Origin of the sequence: Lichenicola cladoniae (assembly GCF_013201075.1) — a bacterium.
GTDB classification, from domain to species: Bacteria; Pseudomonadota; Alphaproteobacteria; order Acetobacterales; family Acetobacteraceae; genus Lichenicola; species Lichenicola cladoniae.
Map to the genome: position 1 here is coordinate 234,369 of NZ_CP053708.1, position 16,436 is coordinate 250,804.

Annotated in this window: 8 protein-coding genes; 5 read left to right on the top strand and 3 right to left on the bottom strand. The window is 64.2% G+C overall.

What is annotated here, in order from left to right:
- Positions 1 to 12 precede the first annotated feature (12 nt).
- From HN018_RS00985 to HN018_RS01005, 5 genes are all read left to right on the top strand, one after another.
- Complete coding sequence (locus HN018_RS00985; protein ID WP_171832777.1) at positions 13 to 1,875, top strand: DUF885 domain-containing protein; 1,863 nt, start codon at positions 13 to 15, stop codon at positions 1,873 to 1,875.
- Positions 1,827 to 4,262, top strand: a complete 2,436-nt coding sequence (locus HN018_RS00990) for a Tat pathway signal protein (RefSeq protein WP_171832778.1) — start codon at positions 1,827 to 1,829, stop codon at positions 4,260 to 4,262. The genes HN018_RS00985 and HN018_RS00990 overlap by 49 nt, the downstream gene beginning before the upstream one ends.
- A 110-nt stretch (positions 4,263 to 4,372) precedes the next feature.
- Positions 4,373 to 5,794 (top strand): MFS transporter, encoded by a 1,422-nt coding sequence (locus HN018_RS00995; protein ID WP_171832779.1) that lies wholly within the window; start codon positions 4,373 to 4,375, stop codon positions 5,792 to 5,794.
- 237 nt (positions 5,795 to 6,031) lie between these two features.
- On the top strand, positions 6,032 to 7,267 hold the full coding sequence (locus HN018_RS01000) for an MFS transporter (RefSeq protein ID WP_171832780.1): 1,236 nt from the start codon (positions 6,032 to 6,034) through the stop codon (positions 7,265 to 7,267).
- Positions 7,268 to 7,663: 396 nt separating this feature from the next.
- A complete protein-coding gene (locus tag HN018_RS01005) occupies positions 7,664 to 9,511 on the top strand; it encodes a cellulase family glycosylhydrolase (RefSeq protein WP_171832781.1) in 1,848 nt (615 codons plus the stop codon).
- Positions 9,512 to 9,619: 108 nt separating this feature from the next.
- Here HN018_RS01005 and HN018_RS01010 read toward each other — a convergent pair whose 3' ends face one another.
- From HN018_RS01010 to HN018_RS01020, 3 genes are all read right to left on the bottom strand, one after another.
- Entirely contained in the window at positions 9,620 to 10,987 is a 1,368-nt protein-coding gene (locus HN018_RS01010; RefSeq protein WP_171832782.1) for a beta strand repeat-containing protein, read from the bottom strand.
- 995 nt (positions 10,988 to 11,982) lie between these two features.
- Positions 11,983 to 12,873, bottom strand: coding sequence for a response regulator transcription factor (locus HN018_RS01015; protein ID WP_171832783.1), 891 nt, complete (start codon positions 12,871 to 12,873; stop codon positions 11,983 to 11,985).
- Positions 12,870 to 16,232, bottom strand: a complete 3,363-nt coding sequence (locus tag HN018_RS01020) for an ATP-binding protein (RefSeq protein ID WP_171832784.1) — start codon at positions 16,230 to 16,232, stop codon at positions 12,870 to 12,872. Before HN018_RS01020 ends, HN018_RS01015 begins: the two co-directional genes overlap by 4 nt.
- Positions 16,233 to 16,436 lie beyond the last annotated feature (204 nt).

The window sequence follows — 16,436 nt, forward strand, 5'->3', positions numbered from 1 at the left end:
GTGCATGACTGCATGATACCGTTCCTCCGCCTCCGGCCGCGCAGGCGTTCCACATCGCAGCATTCCCAGTCGCGCATCCTGGGGCTGCGCGCCCTGTTGCTCGCAGGCGGCGCTGCGCTGTCACCGCTGGCCGGGCATGCCGGCGTCGCGGCGACGACCAGCACAAGTGCCACCGCCTTGTCGCGCATCATCAGCGACTACGATGCCTATTCCGACATTCTCGATCCGGTCACTGCCGGGCAGCGCGGCGACCGGGCGGCTGCGATCCTATGGCCCGACGACTCACCGGCGGCGGTGACGCGGCATCACGCCACGCTGCAGGCGCTGCAGACCCGGTTGCGGGCGATCCCGCGCGCGTCGCTGACCGGCGAGGCGGCCCTGAACGACGACCTGCTGTCCTGGCAGATGGCGCTCGATCTCGACGGGCACCGGTTCGACGAGGAGCGCATCCCGTTCACAGCCGACGAGGGTTTCTTCCAGACCCCGAACTATGCCGCCGACGGCACCATCATTCGCGACGAGGCCGATGCCCAGGCCTGGCTGGAGCGCCTGCGTCGCCTGCCCGCCTATGACGACATCGAGATCGCCAACATGCAGCGCGGCATCCGCACCGGCTTCGTGCAGCCGCATCTGATCGCCGTGAAAATCGCCGCGGTGACTGCGACACAGGCGGCACTGCCTGCCGAACAGAGCCCGCTGCTCAAGCCGTTCGCGACACTGCCGGCATCGTTTTCCGCCGACCGGCAGCAGGCGCTGCGGCAGGAGGCGCTCGACATCGTTCGCACCCGGATCAAGCCGATGGAGCGGAAGGTCGCGGACTTCTTCAAGACCAGCTACGTGCCGGCCAGCCGCGCCACGCTCGGGGCCTCCAGCTTGCCGGACGGACGCGCCTATTACGAATATCGCGTCCGTCACGAGACCACCACCGACATGACGCCGGACCAGGTGTTCGCGCTCGGGCAATCCGAGATCGCGCGCATTCGCAAGGCGATGGACGCGCAGATCGCCCAGACCGGCTTCAAGGGCGACTTCAAGGCGTTCCAGGAACACCTGCGCACCGATCCGGAATTCTACGTCACCACCCGTACGGCATTGCTGGAAAAGGCGAGCCGGCTGGCCAAGCGCGTCGACGACCAGTTGCCGCGCTTCATCGGCAAGCTGCCGCGCCTGACCTACGGCGTGCGCCAGGTGCCCGAGGCCATCGAGGAGAACTACACCACCGGTCGCTACAATCCAGGCAGTCCGGAGCTGGGCATCGCCGGTGGGCTGATGATCAACACCTCGCACCTGGACCAGCGGCCGCTGTTCGAGCTGCCGACGCTGGTCGCGCATGAAGGGGTGCCTGGGCACCATATCCAGATCGCGCTGGCGCAGGAGATGACCGACCTGCCGACCTTCCGCCGCAACTCCAACATCACGGCGTACGTCGAGGGGTGGGCGCTCTATTCCGAGCAGATGGTGTCCGAGATGGGGCTGTACGACACGCCATATATCCGGTTCGGCATGCTCTCGATGGAGATGTGGCGTGCCTGCCGCCTGGTCATGGATGTCGGCATCCACTGGAAGGGCTGGACGCGCGACCAGGCGATGGCGTGCCTGCGCGACAACACCGCACTCGCCGACAAGAACATGCAGAACGAGACCGACCGCTACATCGCCTGGCCGGGACAGGCGCTCGGCTACAAGATCGGCGAGCTGCGGATCATGGCGTTGCGCCATCGTGCGGAAGCGGCGCTGGGCGACCGGTTCGACATCCGCCATTTCCACGACGTGGTGCTGGACGAGGGCGCGATGCCGCTGTCGCTGCTGGAGCAGCGGGTCGATGCGTGGATCCATGCGCAACAGCAGGCCGTGCCGGCACCGGCCGCGCACTGACGATGCATCGGCGCAGCTTCCTGGCCGGAGGCGTCGCCGGTTCGTCTCTCGGCGTGTTGGCGGCGCGGGCGACACCCCGGTCCGGCACGAGCCCGGCAGGGTGGCCCACCTTTACTGCCGATGAAGTGGCGGGGCTGCAGCCGCTGGCGCAGTTCCAGGCGAAGGGCGGGCTCTGGAGCGTCTATGAGCGGCGGGACGGGCAGGTGGGCACGCTGTGGTTCGTATCGCCGGACCGGCGCATGCTCGGCCTGCCGCGCCGGCTTGAGGCCTGCGGCGCCGGCGACACGACGTTCTATGCCGGGCTCGATTTCGAGACTGTCGCACTGTCGGGACCGGACCTGCTGGCCGACCATCTGCTGGTGCACGGCGACGATCCGGACCCCGAGGCGGTCAGGCTGATCGCCCCGCCGGTCGCGAGCCGGCCTGTTGCGGCGGACCAGGGCCCGCGCCTGCTCTGGACGTTCTTTCTCGGCACACGGCAGGGCAGCGACACCATGCCGGTGACGCCGGCCGGCAGCACCCGCAACTGGCACGTCGACCAGGCCGTGCCGGGACTGACCAACAATGCGCCGATGGTCGCGCGCCGTCTGGAAGGGCTGCTCGGCGGCTGGATGCCGGCGCTGGTGAAGGTGCTGCCGATCGATGCGCACCGGTTCTGGGAGGTGATGCTGTTCGCCGATGTGCGTATGGGCGGTCCGCCGGTCACGCCGACGTTCCAGCGCGTGTGCCTGGTCGAGAACGGTGTCGTCACCCGGACGCGGTTCTTCGGCAGCTATCCGGTCTTCGGGCCACCTGACGATCCCATCGCCGGGCATCCGGCCGCGTCCGTGTTCTATGCGGCGCTGCTGGCGTTCGTGCTGTCGTGGCAGGCCGACCTTGCGGGCGGCACCGACTGCACCCTGCCGGATCAGAGTTGGTCCGACATGGCCCGGCACGCCTTCGCCAGGGAGCTGATGACGCGGCCCGGCGGGGTCTACCCGCGCTATGGCGCCGTGGACCGGGACTATGCCGGCTCGGAATACGATGGCTTCCAGGACACCTTCACCAGTTCGCTGCTGGCGAACCTGGAATGGGGCCGCTTCGGGCAGGCCCACGACGTGCTGGCCGGGTTCCTGTCCGACTTCGTGCTGGATAACGGGCTGGTGCGGATGCGCGGAACCGAGATCGGCCAGACCGGACTTGGCCTCTCGCTGATCGCGCGCTACGGCCTGTTGACCGGGGACATGCAGACGCTGCGCCGGTTTCGTGTGCGGATCGCGGCAATGGCGGGCATGCTGACGACGCTGCACGACCGTAGCCTGGCGCTCCCTGGTCGAGATCCCGGCTACGGGTTGCTGTCTGGATGGAGCGAGAGCGACTCCTGCCTGTTCGCGGATCCGTCGGTGTGGTGGAAGCCGTATTTCGGCAACAGCGCCCTCGCCGCACGCGGCCTTGCCGACCTCGGTGCGCTATGGCCGCGGATCGATTCGTCCGGCGCCGCAACCGGGGCGGCGTGGGTGTCGCGATCGGCCGTACTGGTCCGCCAGCTCGATACGACGCTGCGCCGGTCGGTCCGTTACGACCTGGACCCGCCCTACGTGCCGATCCTGCCGGGCCGTTCGGAGACCTTCCGTGAGTCGCTGACCCGGCGCACCCCGAGCGAGCAGCAATGGGCGCACCGGGTCTATGCCGAGCTGCTGCAAGCCGGGGTGCTGGCGCCGGACCTGGAGAACCTGGTCATCGATGCCATGCGTGGCCACGGAGCGACCTCGGTCGGCGTGGTGGCAAATATCGGGCCGCCGGATGCGCAGTCCCGGGACCTGCTCGGGTTCATCTCGTACGGCTATGCTCGCGCGCTGCTGCGCCAGGACCGCATCCCCGAATACCTGTTGTTCCTGTATGCGCACCGTCATCATCTGCATACGCCGGGCAGCTGGACCGCCGCCGAGGTCGCGGGGCTGAAGGGCGACCTGCCGCTGTTCTGCATGCCGGCGCAGCTGACCATTCCGATCCTGCTGCGCTGGATGCTGGTCTGCGAGGACGAGACCGAGGAGATGCTGCATCTGGGCCGCGCCCTGCCGCGGGACTGGGTCATGTCGCCGGCCGGGGTCTCCATCGTCGGTGCGGCGACCCGCTGGGGCCCGGTCGATTTCGCGCTACGCACCGATCCGGTCGGGCAAGCGATGCGGGCGGACATTCTGCTGCCACCGAACGCGCGCTGTCTCGTCCGGCTGGTGCTGCGGCACGACAAGGCGCTGGGCGTCCGCGGGCTGGATGTCGTCGGAGCCGTGGCGACCCCGGTCGTTGCCGCGCCTGGAGGGACGCGGGATGGAAGCGTCATCATGCTGCGCGGCGATTCCGGCAACTCCGGCCGCATCCAGGTTTCGGCGCGCTTGTATCGGCTCTAGCCCGGCTGCGCACCGGATGGTGTCCCGGAAGTCCGGATCGGGCCGGGGCGGGCATCTGCCGTGTCCCCTCCAGGATTACAGTCCGGCTGCTCCTGCTCTAAACGATTTCCATGTCTCCTGATCCCGCCCAGCCGGCCGATGTTCGCCGCACTGTGCCGATTGTCGCCCTGATCGTCGCCATTGCCGCCTTCATGCAGAATCTGGATGGCGCGATCATCAACACCTCGCTGCCGCAGATGGCGCGGTCGTTCGGCGTCACTTCGGTCGATCTCTCGTTCGGCATCACCGCCTACATGCTGGCCTCGGCGGCGATCTCGCCTCTGGCGCACTGGCTGTCGCAGCGGTTCGGCTCGCGCACCGTACTGGTCGGCGCATTGCTCACCTTCACCTTCGCATCGCTCTGGTGCGGGCTGGCGCACAGCCTGCCGATGTTCGTCGCCGCCCGCGTGGCACAGGGGTTCGGCGGTGCGCTGATGATCCCGATCGGCCTCGCCGTGGTGATGCGCAATACGCCGGCATCGGAGATGATGCGGATCACCGCCTACACGGTCTGGCCGGCGCTGCTGGCGCCGGTCATCGGGCCGGTTCTGGGCGGCTTCATCACCCAGGCCGCCAGCTGGCGCTGGAACTTCTGGCTCAACCTGCCGATCGGCCTGGCCGGGGCAATGGCAATGCTGCGGTATGTGCCGCAGGAGCGTGACGACGACAGGCCGCCCCTGGACATGCGCGGCTTCGCACTGTGCGCGCTCGGACTGACCTGCCTGCTGGCGGGGTTCCAGCGCTCCTCGACCAGCGGCGTGGAGCGAGAGGTCGCGATCGGCCTGATCCTGGTCGGGCTCGTCGCCGGCTGGGCAGCCATCCGCCACCTCCGCCGGCACCACTCGCCGCTGCTGTCGCTGGTGTCGTTGTCCCGGCGCAGCGTCACGTACGCCTCCCTCTATCCCGGTGGCCTGTTCCGTGCGGTTTTTTCCACCGCCCCGTTGCTGTTGCCGCTGCTGTTCCAGCTTGGCTTCGGCCTGTCCCCGGTCGCCGCGGGTGGGTGGGTGCTGGTCTATTTCTGCGGCAATATCGGCATCAAGCCGGCCACCAGCCTCATCCTGCGCCGCTTCGGCTTCCGCACCGTGATGCTGGTCGATGGCGTGCTGGTCACTCTGTCGCTGGTGGCACTCGGGCTCGTCACGCCGGGGACGCCCAAGGTTCTCCTGGTCCTGCTGTTGCTGTTCGCGGGGGCGGTGCGCTCCATGCAACTGACCAGTGTCACGACGCTCGCCTTCGCCGACATTCCCGGCCCGGAGCGCAGTGCCGCCTCGAACCTGTTATCGATGCTGCAGCAGGCCTTCTCGGCCGCGGGCGTGGCGATTGCCGCATTCAGTCTGTCGCTGTTCCAGGCGATATTCCACAGCTCGGTTGTGATGCTGCCCGAACTGCACGCCGCATTTCTCCTGACCGCTTGTATCTGTCTGGTTGCCACCGTTGGTCTCGTCGCTATGCCGCGTGATCTCGGGCGTGAGGTTAGCGGTCACCCCGGATGATATACTCATGGTAGCGGAAGCTGCACAGGACACCGCGACGTGACAGGTGCGTCCAGCAGGATCGACGCGGCCGGCTTGTCGGGCTGTTGCCGGCTTTGAAAGCTTGGGTATACAGAACCCTCGTGTCGACTGTCGGATACCGGTCTACCTCTTGACCTTTCAACCATGCCGGCTTGCATGCTGAGCAACTCGGAAGTAGCGCGGGATATGTAGCGTCCGTGCCGATCGGATGAATGCATGGCCGCCCAGGAAGACTCCCTCGCATCGCTGAAACGAGGGCCGCTCGCAGTCCTTCGTGAACGAAACTTCGCGCTGTTCTTTGCGGCGACGACAGCCTCGACGCTGGGGTCGGCGGTCGTTCCGGTAGCACTCACCTTCGCGCTGCTCAGCCTTCACTTCTCTGCGACGAAAATCGGTCTGGTGCTTGCGGCGCAGACCACCCCGACGGTCGTCCTCATGCTGGCCGGAGGCGTCGTTGGCGATCGATGGCCGCGCAGGCGCCTCATGATGGGAGCCGACTTCCTGCGCTGTATCGCTCAGGGCCTGCTCGCTCTCTTGTTGGCACTCGGCCATCCGCCCCTGCTGGCGCTGATGACGCTGGCTGCCGGCGTCGGTGTCGGCAATGCCTTCTTCGGGCCAGCTGAAACCGGCCTGATTCCCCAGGTGGTACAACCCGAGACCATCAAGGAGGCCAACAGCCTTCTCAGTATCACGGGCTCGCTGTCTGCGGTCATCGGCCCTTCGGTCGGCGGTCTTCTGGTCGGCCTCGGTAACGCGCCAATGGCGATCGGCCTCGATGCGACGTCGTATGCGCTCAGCGCAGCCTGTCTCGCACTCATGCATGTTGCCGAGCAGGCGAGACCGCCGTCCACATCCTTTCTGGCCGATCTGATCTCCGGATGGCACGAGTTCCGTAAACATCGCTGGCTCGTACTCGTTACTCTTCAGTATGGACTGCTCAACCTCGCTGCTTTCGCGCCGTTCTTCGTCCTGGGCCCGGTCTTGTTCGGCTCGATTCCCCACGGTGCGCAACTTTGGGGATTGGTGGCGTCGGCGACCGGCGTCGGTGGCGTGATCGGTGGTTTGCTGATCCTGCGGTTCCGCCCGCATCGGCCTCTCGTCGCCTTCGAACTATCGGCGGCGTTCCTGACCATCCCCCTGGTCCTGCTGGCATTTCATGCGCGCGTGCTTCCATTGGTTCTTGGAAGCGCCATGTTCGGCGCCGCGCTGGCCGTGCTCAATGTCATGGTTCAGACAACCATACAGGAACGGATCCCCGGAGAGGTCTTGTCGCGTGTCAACGCGCTGTTCAGCCTGGTCGCGATGGGCCTGGGTCCGATCGGTTACGCATTGTGCGGACCGGTCGCGCACGTGGTCGGCACACGAAACGCACTGGCGGCCGGTGCTGCTGTCATCCTGATCAGCGCCGCGCTGCTTATCGGATCCCGTAGCATCCGCAACCTGGAGAGCTGAGGGGGAAGCTTCGCCAACCTTCATGGCACGCTTCCGGATCAGGTAGCTCGTGCGCGCCACTCCCGACCGCATGATGTGTCTTCATCCGTTCGTGTCGTCGCCCGCATGCCGGCGCAGATATTCGAAGGCTGCGAAGTCGACCGCTACCTGACGCGGGGCAGTTGGCTGAAGGGCCGCCTCTCCATGCTTCGCAGTATGGAAATTGCAAGCCGATGTACAAAAATGTACATACTGTTTAAAAATAGCTACTGAAGCATCATCGATATAATACTGCGTGAAGTTTCCATTAAAGACAGCGCTTCGTTGAATAACTGTCGACTGCAATGTTTTAGAAATTCAGTCGGGAATACGGCCAATAGTTCGTTAGGGTAGTGCCAACTGCGGAGCTACTACCTCATGATCAGAATCAAACGCCGTACCCTGCTGCTGGCAGCGGGGGCAGCGGCCTCGCCGCTGGGACGAGCTTCGGCTGCCGCCGACACGGCACTCGCGGGGGTCGATCCGGCCACGAATGCGATCCCGTATCTGGGCGTAAATCTTGGTATGAGCAATAGCGGTACCGGGGAGACCGAGCCCCTGGCAAGCTATGCGCAGATGACGGATATCGGTGCCAACATCTTCCGGATCGTCTGCAGGTGGAAGAGCCTGCAGCCCGAGGATGGCGGTCCGATCGATCCGGCGGCGTTGTCGGCGCTCGAAACCCAGATCAGCTATGCGACCGCGTCCGGCGGTGTCGCGGTGATCGACATCCATGATTATGCAAACCGGAATACCAGCTTCACAGTGCAGGAGGATGCCGCGATCGGCACGAGCAAGCTCGTCCTGACGACGACGCCCACCGCCTTCTCGACCGGGGCGACCGTGTCTGCGAACGGGATTGGAAACCACCCCGGCACGACCGCAACTATCATCAAGGCCAGCCCGACCATACTCTTGTCGCAGCCGACGACAGCGGTCATTCCCGCGGGCAGCATCATCTCCCTGATCGGACGGATCGGCTCGACCTATGCGAGCGCTTATTTCGTCGATTTCTGGACAAAGCTCGCGCAGCATCAGGCGTTTCAAAGCAACTGGAAAATCTGGTTCGGCCTGATGAACGAGCCCGCGTTGGAGGCGGCGGCCTGGGTCCCGATCTGCAACCAAGTGATTGCAGGGATCAGGTCGACCGGCGCCAAGAACACTATCAGCGCGCCCAACGCCCCGAACAGCGGTATCTACATCCAGGGCCTGGCGTTCAGTGGCTCGAGTCTTGTCTACGAGGTCCACCTTTATGGCGACGTCAACAATTCGGGTACCGGCCCCGTCTCGAGCCCGACGATCTATGTCGAAGGCCTGACCCTGGCCGTCAATATCGCCCGGGCACAGAAACAGAAGCTGTTTCTCGGAGAGTGCGGGTTCGATACCTCGGATACGAGCCTAGCGGCTCTGACCGGCATGTTGTGCTACCTGCAACGTAATACCGATGTGCTGGAAGCAATCACCTTCTGGTACGACGGAGTGTTCTTCTCCGACGGATATTCCTACCAGCTGGGGTCGAGCGACAGCGTCGAGAAGCCGCAGACCGCCATCATCAGGCGCTTCATGCCGGGCGGCGATGCGAGGGGCCTCGCGATTCCTGCACCGGTCTATTCATTATCGCCCTATGGGGGGTCAACGGCACCGTCCTTTGCCTCGATGCCCAGCTTTGGCGGAAAGACGAAGGCCCTGACCGCAACGGCTACCGAAATCTACAGCAAGCATCCCACCTCGTACACGCTCTGCTCGACCGCGGAAGGGCTGATCAGTCTCGACCAACCGCCCGCGTTGCTCTCCAGCGTCTGGGGTCAACTGCGCTATCACGCACTCCAGGTCACCACGGACGGCACGCTACTTGTTACCTGCGGCAACGGAGCGGCTACCATCGTTCTGAACGGCAGTACCAATGTGTGCGATGGCGTCGAGCACCGGGTCGAAGTCAATTGCGGTCCGAAAGGCATCTGGGTGTTCGTCGACGGAAGGCTGGATGCACTCGACAAAACGCCATTCGAGAGCACCGATCCGCAGGCGCTGCGCTGGGGTGTCGGCGACGTCGGGCAAAGCTCGAGCAACTGGTCAATGTGGCTCGGCACGTTGCGCGAGCACGCGCTGTGGGCGACGGTGCGCCATTTGCGGGACCATACGCCACCTGCCGCACCCTACACCGGTATGGAACGCGGCCTCGTCGGCTACTGGGATCTGAACGGTTCGCTGTCCGGATTCTGCTGAAGCAGCAAGGTTTTAATCCGGACACTGTACGCGAAAAAACCGGGCCATGAGGGCCCGGTTTCCTGCACGTCATTGGTCGGACCCGAAGGCCGAAGGGAAGCGGTCGGGTTATGCGTCGCCGATGAAGCTGCCGGACTTGAGGTTGGTGACGTTGTTGAAGGTGATGGTCGACTTGTCGGACAAAGTGACCGTGGTGTTGGAACCGGAAACCACCGCGGTGCTGAGCGTCTTTGCAACTTCGTTGGCGCCGTAGCCATAAAGCTGGACCATGTTTCCGGCGGAGCTGCCGAAATCGCTGATCGTGATCGAGGCATTACCGGCCGTGCCGTTCGCGGCAATGATGAACTGGTTCATGCCGGCACCGCCGGAGAGGGTCTGGTTACCGATGCCGGCAACCAGCGTATCGTCGCCGCTGCCGCCACTGATGCTGTCGCCAGCTGCCGTGGACTGGTTTGAAATAAATCCGATGAAGCCCTGCGTGCTCCCCGATCCGTTGAGGGTCTCGTTGCCGGAGCCTGCAATGACCATCCCGTGGCCGGTGTAGGTGATGTTCGAGCCATTGGCACCGAACACGGTAGCAGCGCCGGCACCGGAGTTGACCGTTGCATTGCCCACGCCGCCGATGAACGTCAGCGAAGCGCTGCCGGTCTGGGTCAGGGACGTGCCGCCCGCGCCATAGACGGTTGTGTCGCCGGCTGCGTTGATGGTGTCGGACGTGCCTGCGAAGACGGTCGACGTGCCGTTCAGGCTATAGAAGCTGTTCGTCCCGCCGACGATCAAGGCGTTGCCGCTGCCACCGGCGAGGCTGGTGCCGGTGCCTGCCTTGTCATCGACGACCAGGTTGCCGGAGCCGCCATAGATGGTGCTGTTCGTGCCGGTCAGGCTGATGGTAGCGCTGCCCGTGCTCGCCAGGATGCGATCGGTGCCGTCGGAGACAACGGTATCGGCGCCGGAACCGAGACTGATCAGGTTGTTGCCGGTTCCGCCATAGATCGAGGTCGAGCCCGTTCCGGCAAAGATGCTGTCGTTCCCGTCGCTGGTGGCGATGGTGTAGGTGCCTGCACCGGATCCGAGGAACAGGTTGTTCCCGCCGCCGGCGATGAATGTGCCTGACTCGTTACCCGAGATGAATGTCGCGCCACCGATGCCGACCAGCGTGTTGAGCGTGGTGCCGGCCGTGGCTGCAGACGCATCGATCAGGACGTGCGAGGTCGTTTCCGTGACGAAGTGGTTGTAACCTGCCGGGTAGGTATAGGTACCGCCGACGGTCGCGACATACTGATTGACCGATGAGCCGCCGGCAGTCGGTACGCCCGCGCCATTTCCTTCAGCAGCGAAGAAGTTCCCGCTGCCCGATGCGCCCGCGACCGCGCTTTGATAAGCCTTGGCCAGTGAATAGGCCTGGCTGCCGTTGACCGTCACCGGGATGATATGTCCCGACGCGCCCAACACCGTTACTACGCCACCGCTTGCCATAATTAATCCCCTTTTGCTCGCATAACGACCGATCGATCATTACGACTAACCAACGCGTGCATCGGTTAACTAGCATGGCAATCGAACAGCGCAACCAAAAACCATGTCGTCAGAAAGCTTTATCTCAAAAGAAGAGTTTTATTATGCGTTTATAACGCTGGATGCGTTGCCGACTAGTTGTCGTGCCATGTCGTTTATTTGGCGAGGACTTTCCGAGCGTTAAATTCTCACTAATCTTCGCTCTTAAGGAAGCTGGTCGTTTAAACTATAATTAAGAGAAACTTAATGGCAATCTTCCTCTGTTACAGACTGTTTAAGCAAACTGTCGAAGTTTCGGGTTGTAAGGCGGAGTGCGATACGAATGAAACCTTTACGCATAAAAGGATAATTTAACGTTAAATCTATTCGGTAAAAGTTTGTTGGCAGGAACAGGCCTGACATGTCTCCGCCGCTTGAAGCGCCAAACCGTTCTGATTGCTCAGCATCCTGAGTAGACGAACGATTGAACAGACTGCACAAAACCCGGCTTTTGCTTCAGCTTGCTTGATGCACCAAGTAAATGCGGGCTGTTGAGTTTGCACGCGACGAGCATCATAAACGGCCACTGCATTGTGGCCAGGTAATATATTGCGAAATTAACGCGGCATTGCCCGGAACACTCCTATCGCGGTCTTTCGGTTGCCCGCATGCGCCCTGAGGACAGATAGTCGTCAAAGCTCAAGACACCATTTATCGTTACTATGTCGTTGCAGCTGGCTTTGATTCCGCGACCCGATAGGACGGTCCGTCCCGGCTTGCTGCTTGCGTGCACAGACAGGGTAGATAAGGAGTATCCACGGCTTGCATTAGGGGTTGCTGGTTCAATCGGATGCCGGAAACAGGCTAAACAATTGGCCTCGCAATCGCACCGCTCCCTGCGACACCAATACTGCAGAGGCCGCCCTGCCGTACTTAATCAACAACCCACATGACTGTGAATTGCAAGCGACCGAAAGCTAGCCGTTGAAGTCGCTGATGGTCTGCGTTGCGAGAGAGGCAGCGGATGCCCGATTGGCGATACCAAGCTTGTTGTACACCTGCTCGAGATGCTTATCGACCGTTCGTGGGCTCAGTTTGAGTATATCGGCAATATCACGGGTCGCTTTGCCATAGCTGAGCCAGAGGAGGACCTGCGCTTCACGCGACGTCAGATCAAGCCGTTCCTTCAGGATCCTCTCCGGCTGTACCGCATGCGCGGACACCCTGAGAAGAAGTTCATCAGGTGCCGGCACACCGACGAAGCTGATCCGGACATCCGCGCCGGTCGTCCCCGATGAAGCGGGGAGAAGGCTGCCCGGAGCCATCGAACCGGCCGCGAGTTGTCGCGCGAGCTGTTCGGATACCGGTGCCTCGTCGCGGGCAAGCAGCGACGCAGCCTGCGGCGTAGCCCAGAGCAGACGGCCCGACGGGTCAACCGCGAACAGGAACCGTCCTGCGCCATCCAGCGCGCGGTGCGCCACCTGTGCCCGCTGCGCCGCAAGCAGATGCACCTTGAGACGTGCCAGCACTTCGTCGAGCTGAAGCGGCTTGGTGACGTAATCCGCAGCACCCGCTTCGAAGGCTCGTACCACGTGTTCGGTCTCGGATATGCCCGTCATGAACACGATCGGGATCGCAGCCAGCGCCGCGGTAGCTTTCAGCCGCAGGCAGGCTTCCAGTCCACCCATGCCCGGCATGACGGCATCCATCAGGATAATGTCGGGCCGGTTATGGTCCAGCACCGTGAACGCTGCCTGCGCGCTCTGAGCCATGAGCACGACGTAGCCCGCATCCTCCAATACCGTGTCCAGCAAGCCCAACGTCTCGGGTGCATCGTCGACCACCAGGACGCATCCCCGCGGGCTCATGCGGATGTCTCCAGCTCATCGAGGGCGTCCCGCAGCGCCTCCAGCTGATAGGATGAGAGCAATCGCCGGAGCGGCTGCAGGGCATAGGCGAGGCCGGGTGTCTCGCGCTCCAGGACGTTCATCTGCTCGCGCAGGGCCCGCATGGATCCTCCCTCGACCAGGACGCGCAGTGCGGCGACCTGCGCATGCGACAGGAACCGGGCCTGCCCGGTCGGCACGAGTTGCTGCTCGATGTTTTGCCCGGCCAGCGCTGCCGTTCCGTCCGATTGCACCCAGTTCAGATCCAGCGCGATCCCGATCTCCCTCAACAGGGCAGCCAACTCCACCGGCTTGCTGAGCAAAGTGCAGTCTTTCAAGTCGAAATCGGATCTGAGACCGACATCGGAAGGCCGGCCATGCTGCACATCCCCGGAGATGAAAATGATCGGAGCCCGTCCTGCCTTGGTTTCGCGCAGGCGCCGGGCGAGCTGGAACCCGTCCATGACAGGCATCGACAGGTCGAGCAGGAACAAATGCGGCTGGAACCCGACGGCCGCCAGGAGGCACTCCGGCCCGTCGCTGGTGGTCACGACATCGAAACCGAGCGGCATCAACAGGTCGCTGATCAGGGCGCGATGAGCAGCGTTGTCGTCCGCTACCAGGATGCGTCGCAGTGCACCTGCATGACCGGTTACGTGCTTCGGTATCGGCACCGAACCGGTATCCGCGGTGTCGGACAGCAACAGCCGCACCCGGAACCGGCTTCCCTCGCCCGGGGTGCTGCCGACGGTGATCTCGCCGCCCAGGATCTCGGTCAGCAGCCTGGTGATGGTCAGTCCCAGGCCGGTGCCCGGGATCGTCGCAGGTGCGGCGCGCTCGAACGGCTCGAAGATGCGCTCGAGGTCGCCGGCCTGGATGCCGGGCCCGGTATCGGTGACCACGAACTCGGCGATCTGCGCGCGCCACGACGCGGACAGGTGCACCGAACCGGCCACGGTGAACTTGATCGCGTTCGACAGCAGGTTGATCAGGATCTGGCGCAGTCGGTGTTCATCGGCCAGGACGATTGCGGGAAGCCCGTGTGCCTCGAAGGTTAGCCGGAGACCCTTGGCCTCCGCCTGCGGGCGCAGCATTTGCGCCAGGCCCTCCAGCAACTCGGGCAGGCGGATGCGGTCGCGGTAGAGTTCGATGCGGCCAGCCTCGATCCTCGATATGTCAAGCAGGCCGGCGATGATTGCACTCAGGTGTTCACCGCTCTCGCGGATGATCCGCACGCCGCGATGGCGTTCCGGCGGAATGCGCGGATCGCCTTCCATCAGCTGCGCATAGCCCAGGATTGCATTGAGCGGGGAGCGCAGCTCGTGACTGATGCCCACGACGTAGCGGCTTTTCGCCAGGCTGGCGGCCTCGGCCTTGTCGCGCGCCTTCTGCAGGGCGGCATCGGTACGGCTATGCGCGGCGATCTCGTTCATCAGCAGGCGAGTCTGCCGGTGAGTCTCCTCCACCGCGTTGCGGCGGCTCTCCCCAGACAGCACGATCAGCCAGGACAGGATCGCCGCGATCAGCACCGCTGCAAGCCGGCCAACACCCGGCGCCGTGCTGCCGACCGAGGCGAGCAGCCCGTAGATCCCCGCGAGTGCGACCAGCAGCAGCAGGACGAAGCGACTGAGGCGCGTCTCGAGCAGGCCACGGAACCGCAGCGGCAACAGGCGCAGCGGCGCGGCGAGGGGGGCCATCAGCTGAACCGGCAGTCGGGTTGCGGCCGGCTTGCAGCTATCGCCGCAGCGGCTGTCCAGCGAGCAGCAGAGCGAGCAGATCGCGCCGCCATAGGCCGGGCAGAAGGCCATGTCTTCATGCTCGAAGCCATGCTCGCAGATCGTGCAGGTGATGATCCCGCGCTTCGACCAGCTGGCCCGTGGCCGCCTTGCAAGATAGGTGCGGCCGCCGGTCGCCCAGGCGATGCCGGGCGCCGCCAGGAAGGCGACGGCGAGTGACAGGAACGGTCCGAACGCGCCCGGCGTGGTGCCGAGCACTCCTGCATAAGCGGCCAGGCCGACCACGCTGCCGAGCACCATGGCGCCGATGCCGACCGGGTTGATGTCCGGCAGATGCGCGCGCTTGAACTCGATGACCGGCGGGCTCCAGCCGATCGGCTTGTTGATGACCAGGTCGGCGACCAGCGCGCCCATCCAGGCGGCGGCGAGATCGGCGTACAACACGAGGCCGCGCTGGATGGTGTCGACGATGCCGGCCTCCATCAGGACCAGCGCGATGGCCACGTTGAAGAAGACGTAGAACACCCGGCCGGGATGGCTATGGGTCAGGCGCGAGAAGAAGTTCGACCAGGCGAGCGAGCCCGCATAGGCGTTGGTCACGTTGATCTTTACCTGGGAGACCGCGACCAGCGCGATCGTCGCGGCGATCGCCGGCACCGGCGGCAGGAAGGCCGAATAGGCCAGCCGGTACATCTGCGTCGGCTGGACCGCGTCGAAGCCGGCATATCCGGCAGCGAGCCCGGCCCACATGAGCAACGACCCGGCCAGGATCTTGAACGCGTCGAACAGGATCCAGGCGGGACCACCCAGCACGACGGCACTCCACCATGCGACGTCCCGTGCGTGCCGGCGGGCGGGCATGAAGCGGATGAAGTCGACCTGTTCCGCCGTCTGGCTGACGAGCACGAACATGATCGACGCGGCCATTCCGATCGCGCCGACATCCAGCCCGCGTGCCTCGGTGCCCTGGAAGTGCGACCAGCCCGACAGCCAGCCGGGATGCAGGACCAGGACGGCCACCAGCGGCGCCAGGTTCAGCACGAGCCAGACCGGCTGCGTGACCAGCTGGAAGCGGGCGATGAAGGTGACGCCGTGGGTGACCAGCGGCACCACGACGATCGCGCACAGGATGTAGGCGATCCAGGGTGGGATCAGGAGGAAGCGGTTCAGCATGCCGGCGAAGATCGCCGCCTCGATACCGAAGAACAGGAAGGTGAAGGTTGCGTAGATCAGCGATGTGATGGTCGAGCCGATATAGCCGAAGCCGGCGCCTCGCGTCAGCAGGTCGATATCCAGCCCGGAACGGGCGGCCGCCGCGCAGATCGGCAGGCTTATCATGAAGATCAGCAACGAAACCGCCACGACGGCGATGCAGACGTTGGCAAAACCGAACGACAGGGTGAGCGTACCGCCGATCGCCTCCAGCGCCAGGAAGGAGATCGAGCCGAGTGCGGTGTTGGCCACGCGTAGCGGCGACCAGATGCGGGCGCTCTTGGCGGTGAAGCGGAGCGCATAATCCTCAAGCGTCTGGTTCGCGACCCAGCGATTATAGTCCCGTCGCATACGGACTATGCGCAGCCTGGTCGTATTGGCTGGCCCGATCATCGCGTCTCCCACAGGCGCCGGGTATGCACCGCAACTCGGAATGGAGCAGGTGGCCCCGCTGCCCGGGATCGATCCGTGCCCCCGACGTAATACCACGGATGACCGTGCGGCCTGCGAGCGCCGGGCCCGATCATACGTAATACCGCGTATTGGACCATGTGCCGCCGCTGGATACGGTCATCCGCAACCCATCAGACCCGGAGC

Bases quoted from the DNA above. Each gene is read 5' to 3' on its own strand.
- HN018_RS01020 (WP_171832784.1), bottom strand. From the start codon at position 16,232: ATGATCGGGCCAGCCAATACGACCAGGCTGCGCATAGTCCGTATGCGA.
- HN018_RS01005 (WP_171832781.1), top strand. From the start codon at position 7,664: ATGATCAGAATCAAACGCCGTACCCTGCTGCTGGCAGCGGGGGCAGCG.
- HN018_RS01000 (WP_171832780.1), top strand. From the start codon at position 6,032: ATGGCCGCCCAGGAAGACTCCCTCGCATCGCTGAAACGAGGGCCGCTC.
- HN018_RS00995 (WP_171832779.1), top strand. From the start codon at position 4,373: ATGTCTCCTGATCCCGCCCAGCCGGCCGATGTTCGCCGCACTGTGCCG.
- HN018_RS01015 (WP_171832783.1), bottom strand. From the start codon at position 12,873: ATGAGCCCGCGGGGATGCGTCCTGGTGGTCGACGATGCACCCGAGACG.
- HN018_RS01010 (WP_171832782.1), bottom strand. From the start codon at position 10,987: ATGGCAAGCGGTGGCGTAGTAACGGTGTTGGGCGCGTCGGGACATATC.
- HN018_RS00985 (WP_171832777.1), top strand. From the start codon at position 13: ATGATACCGTTCCTCCGCCTCCGGCCGCGCAGGCGTTCCACATCGCAG.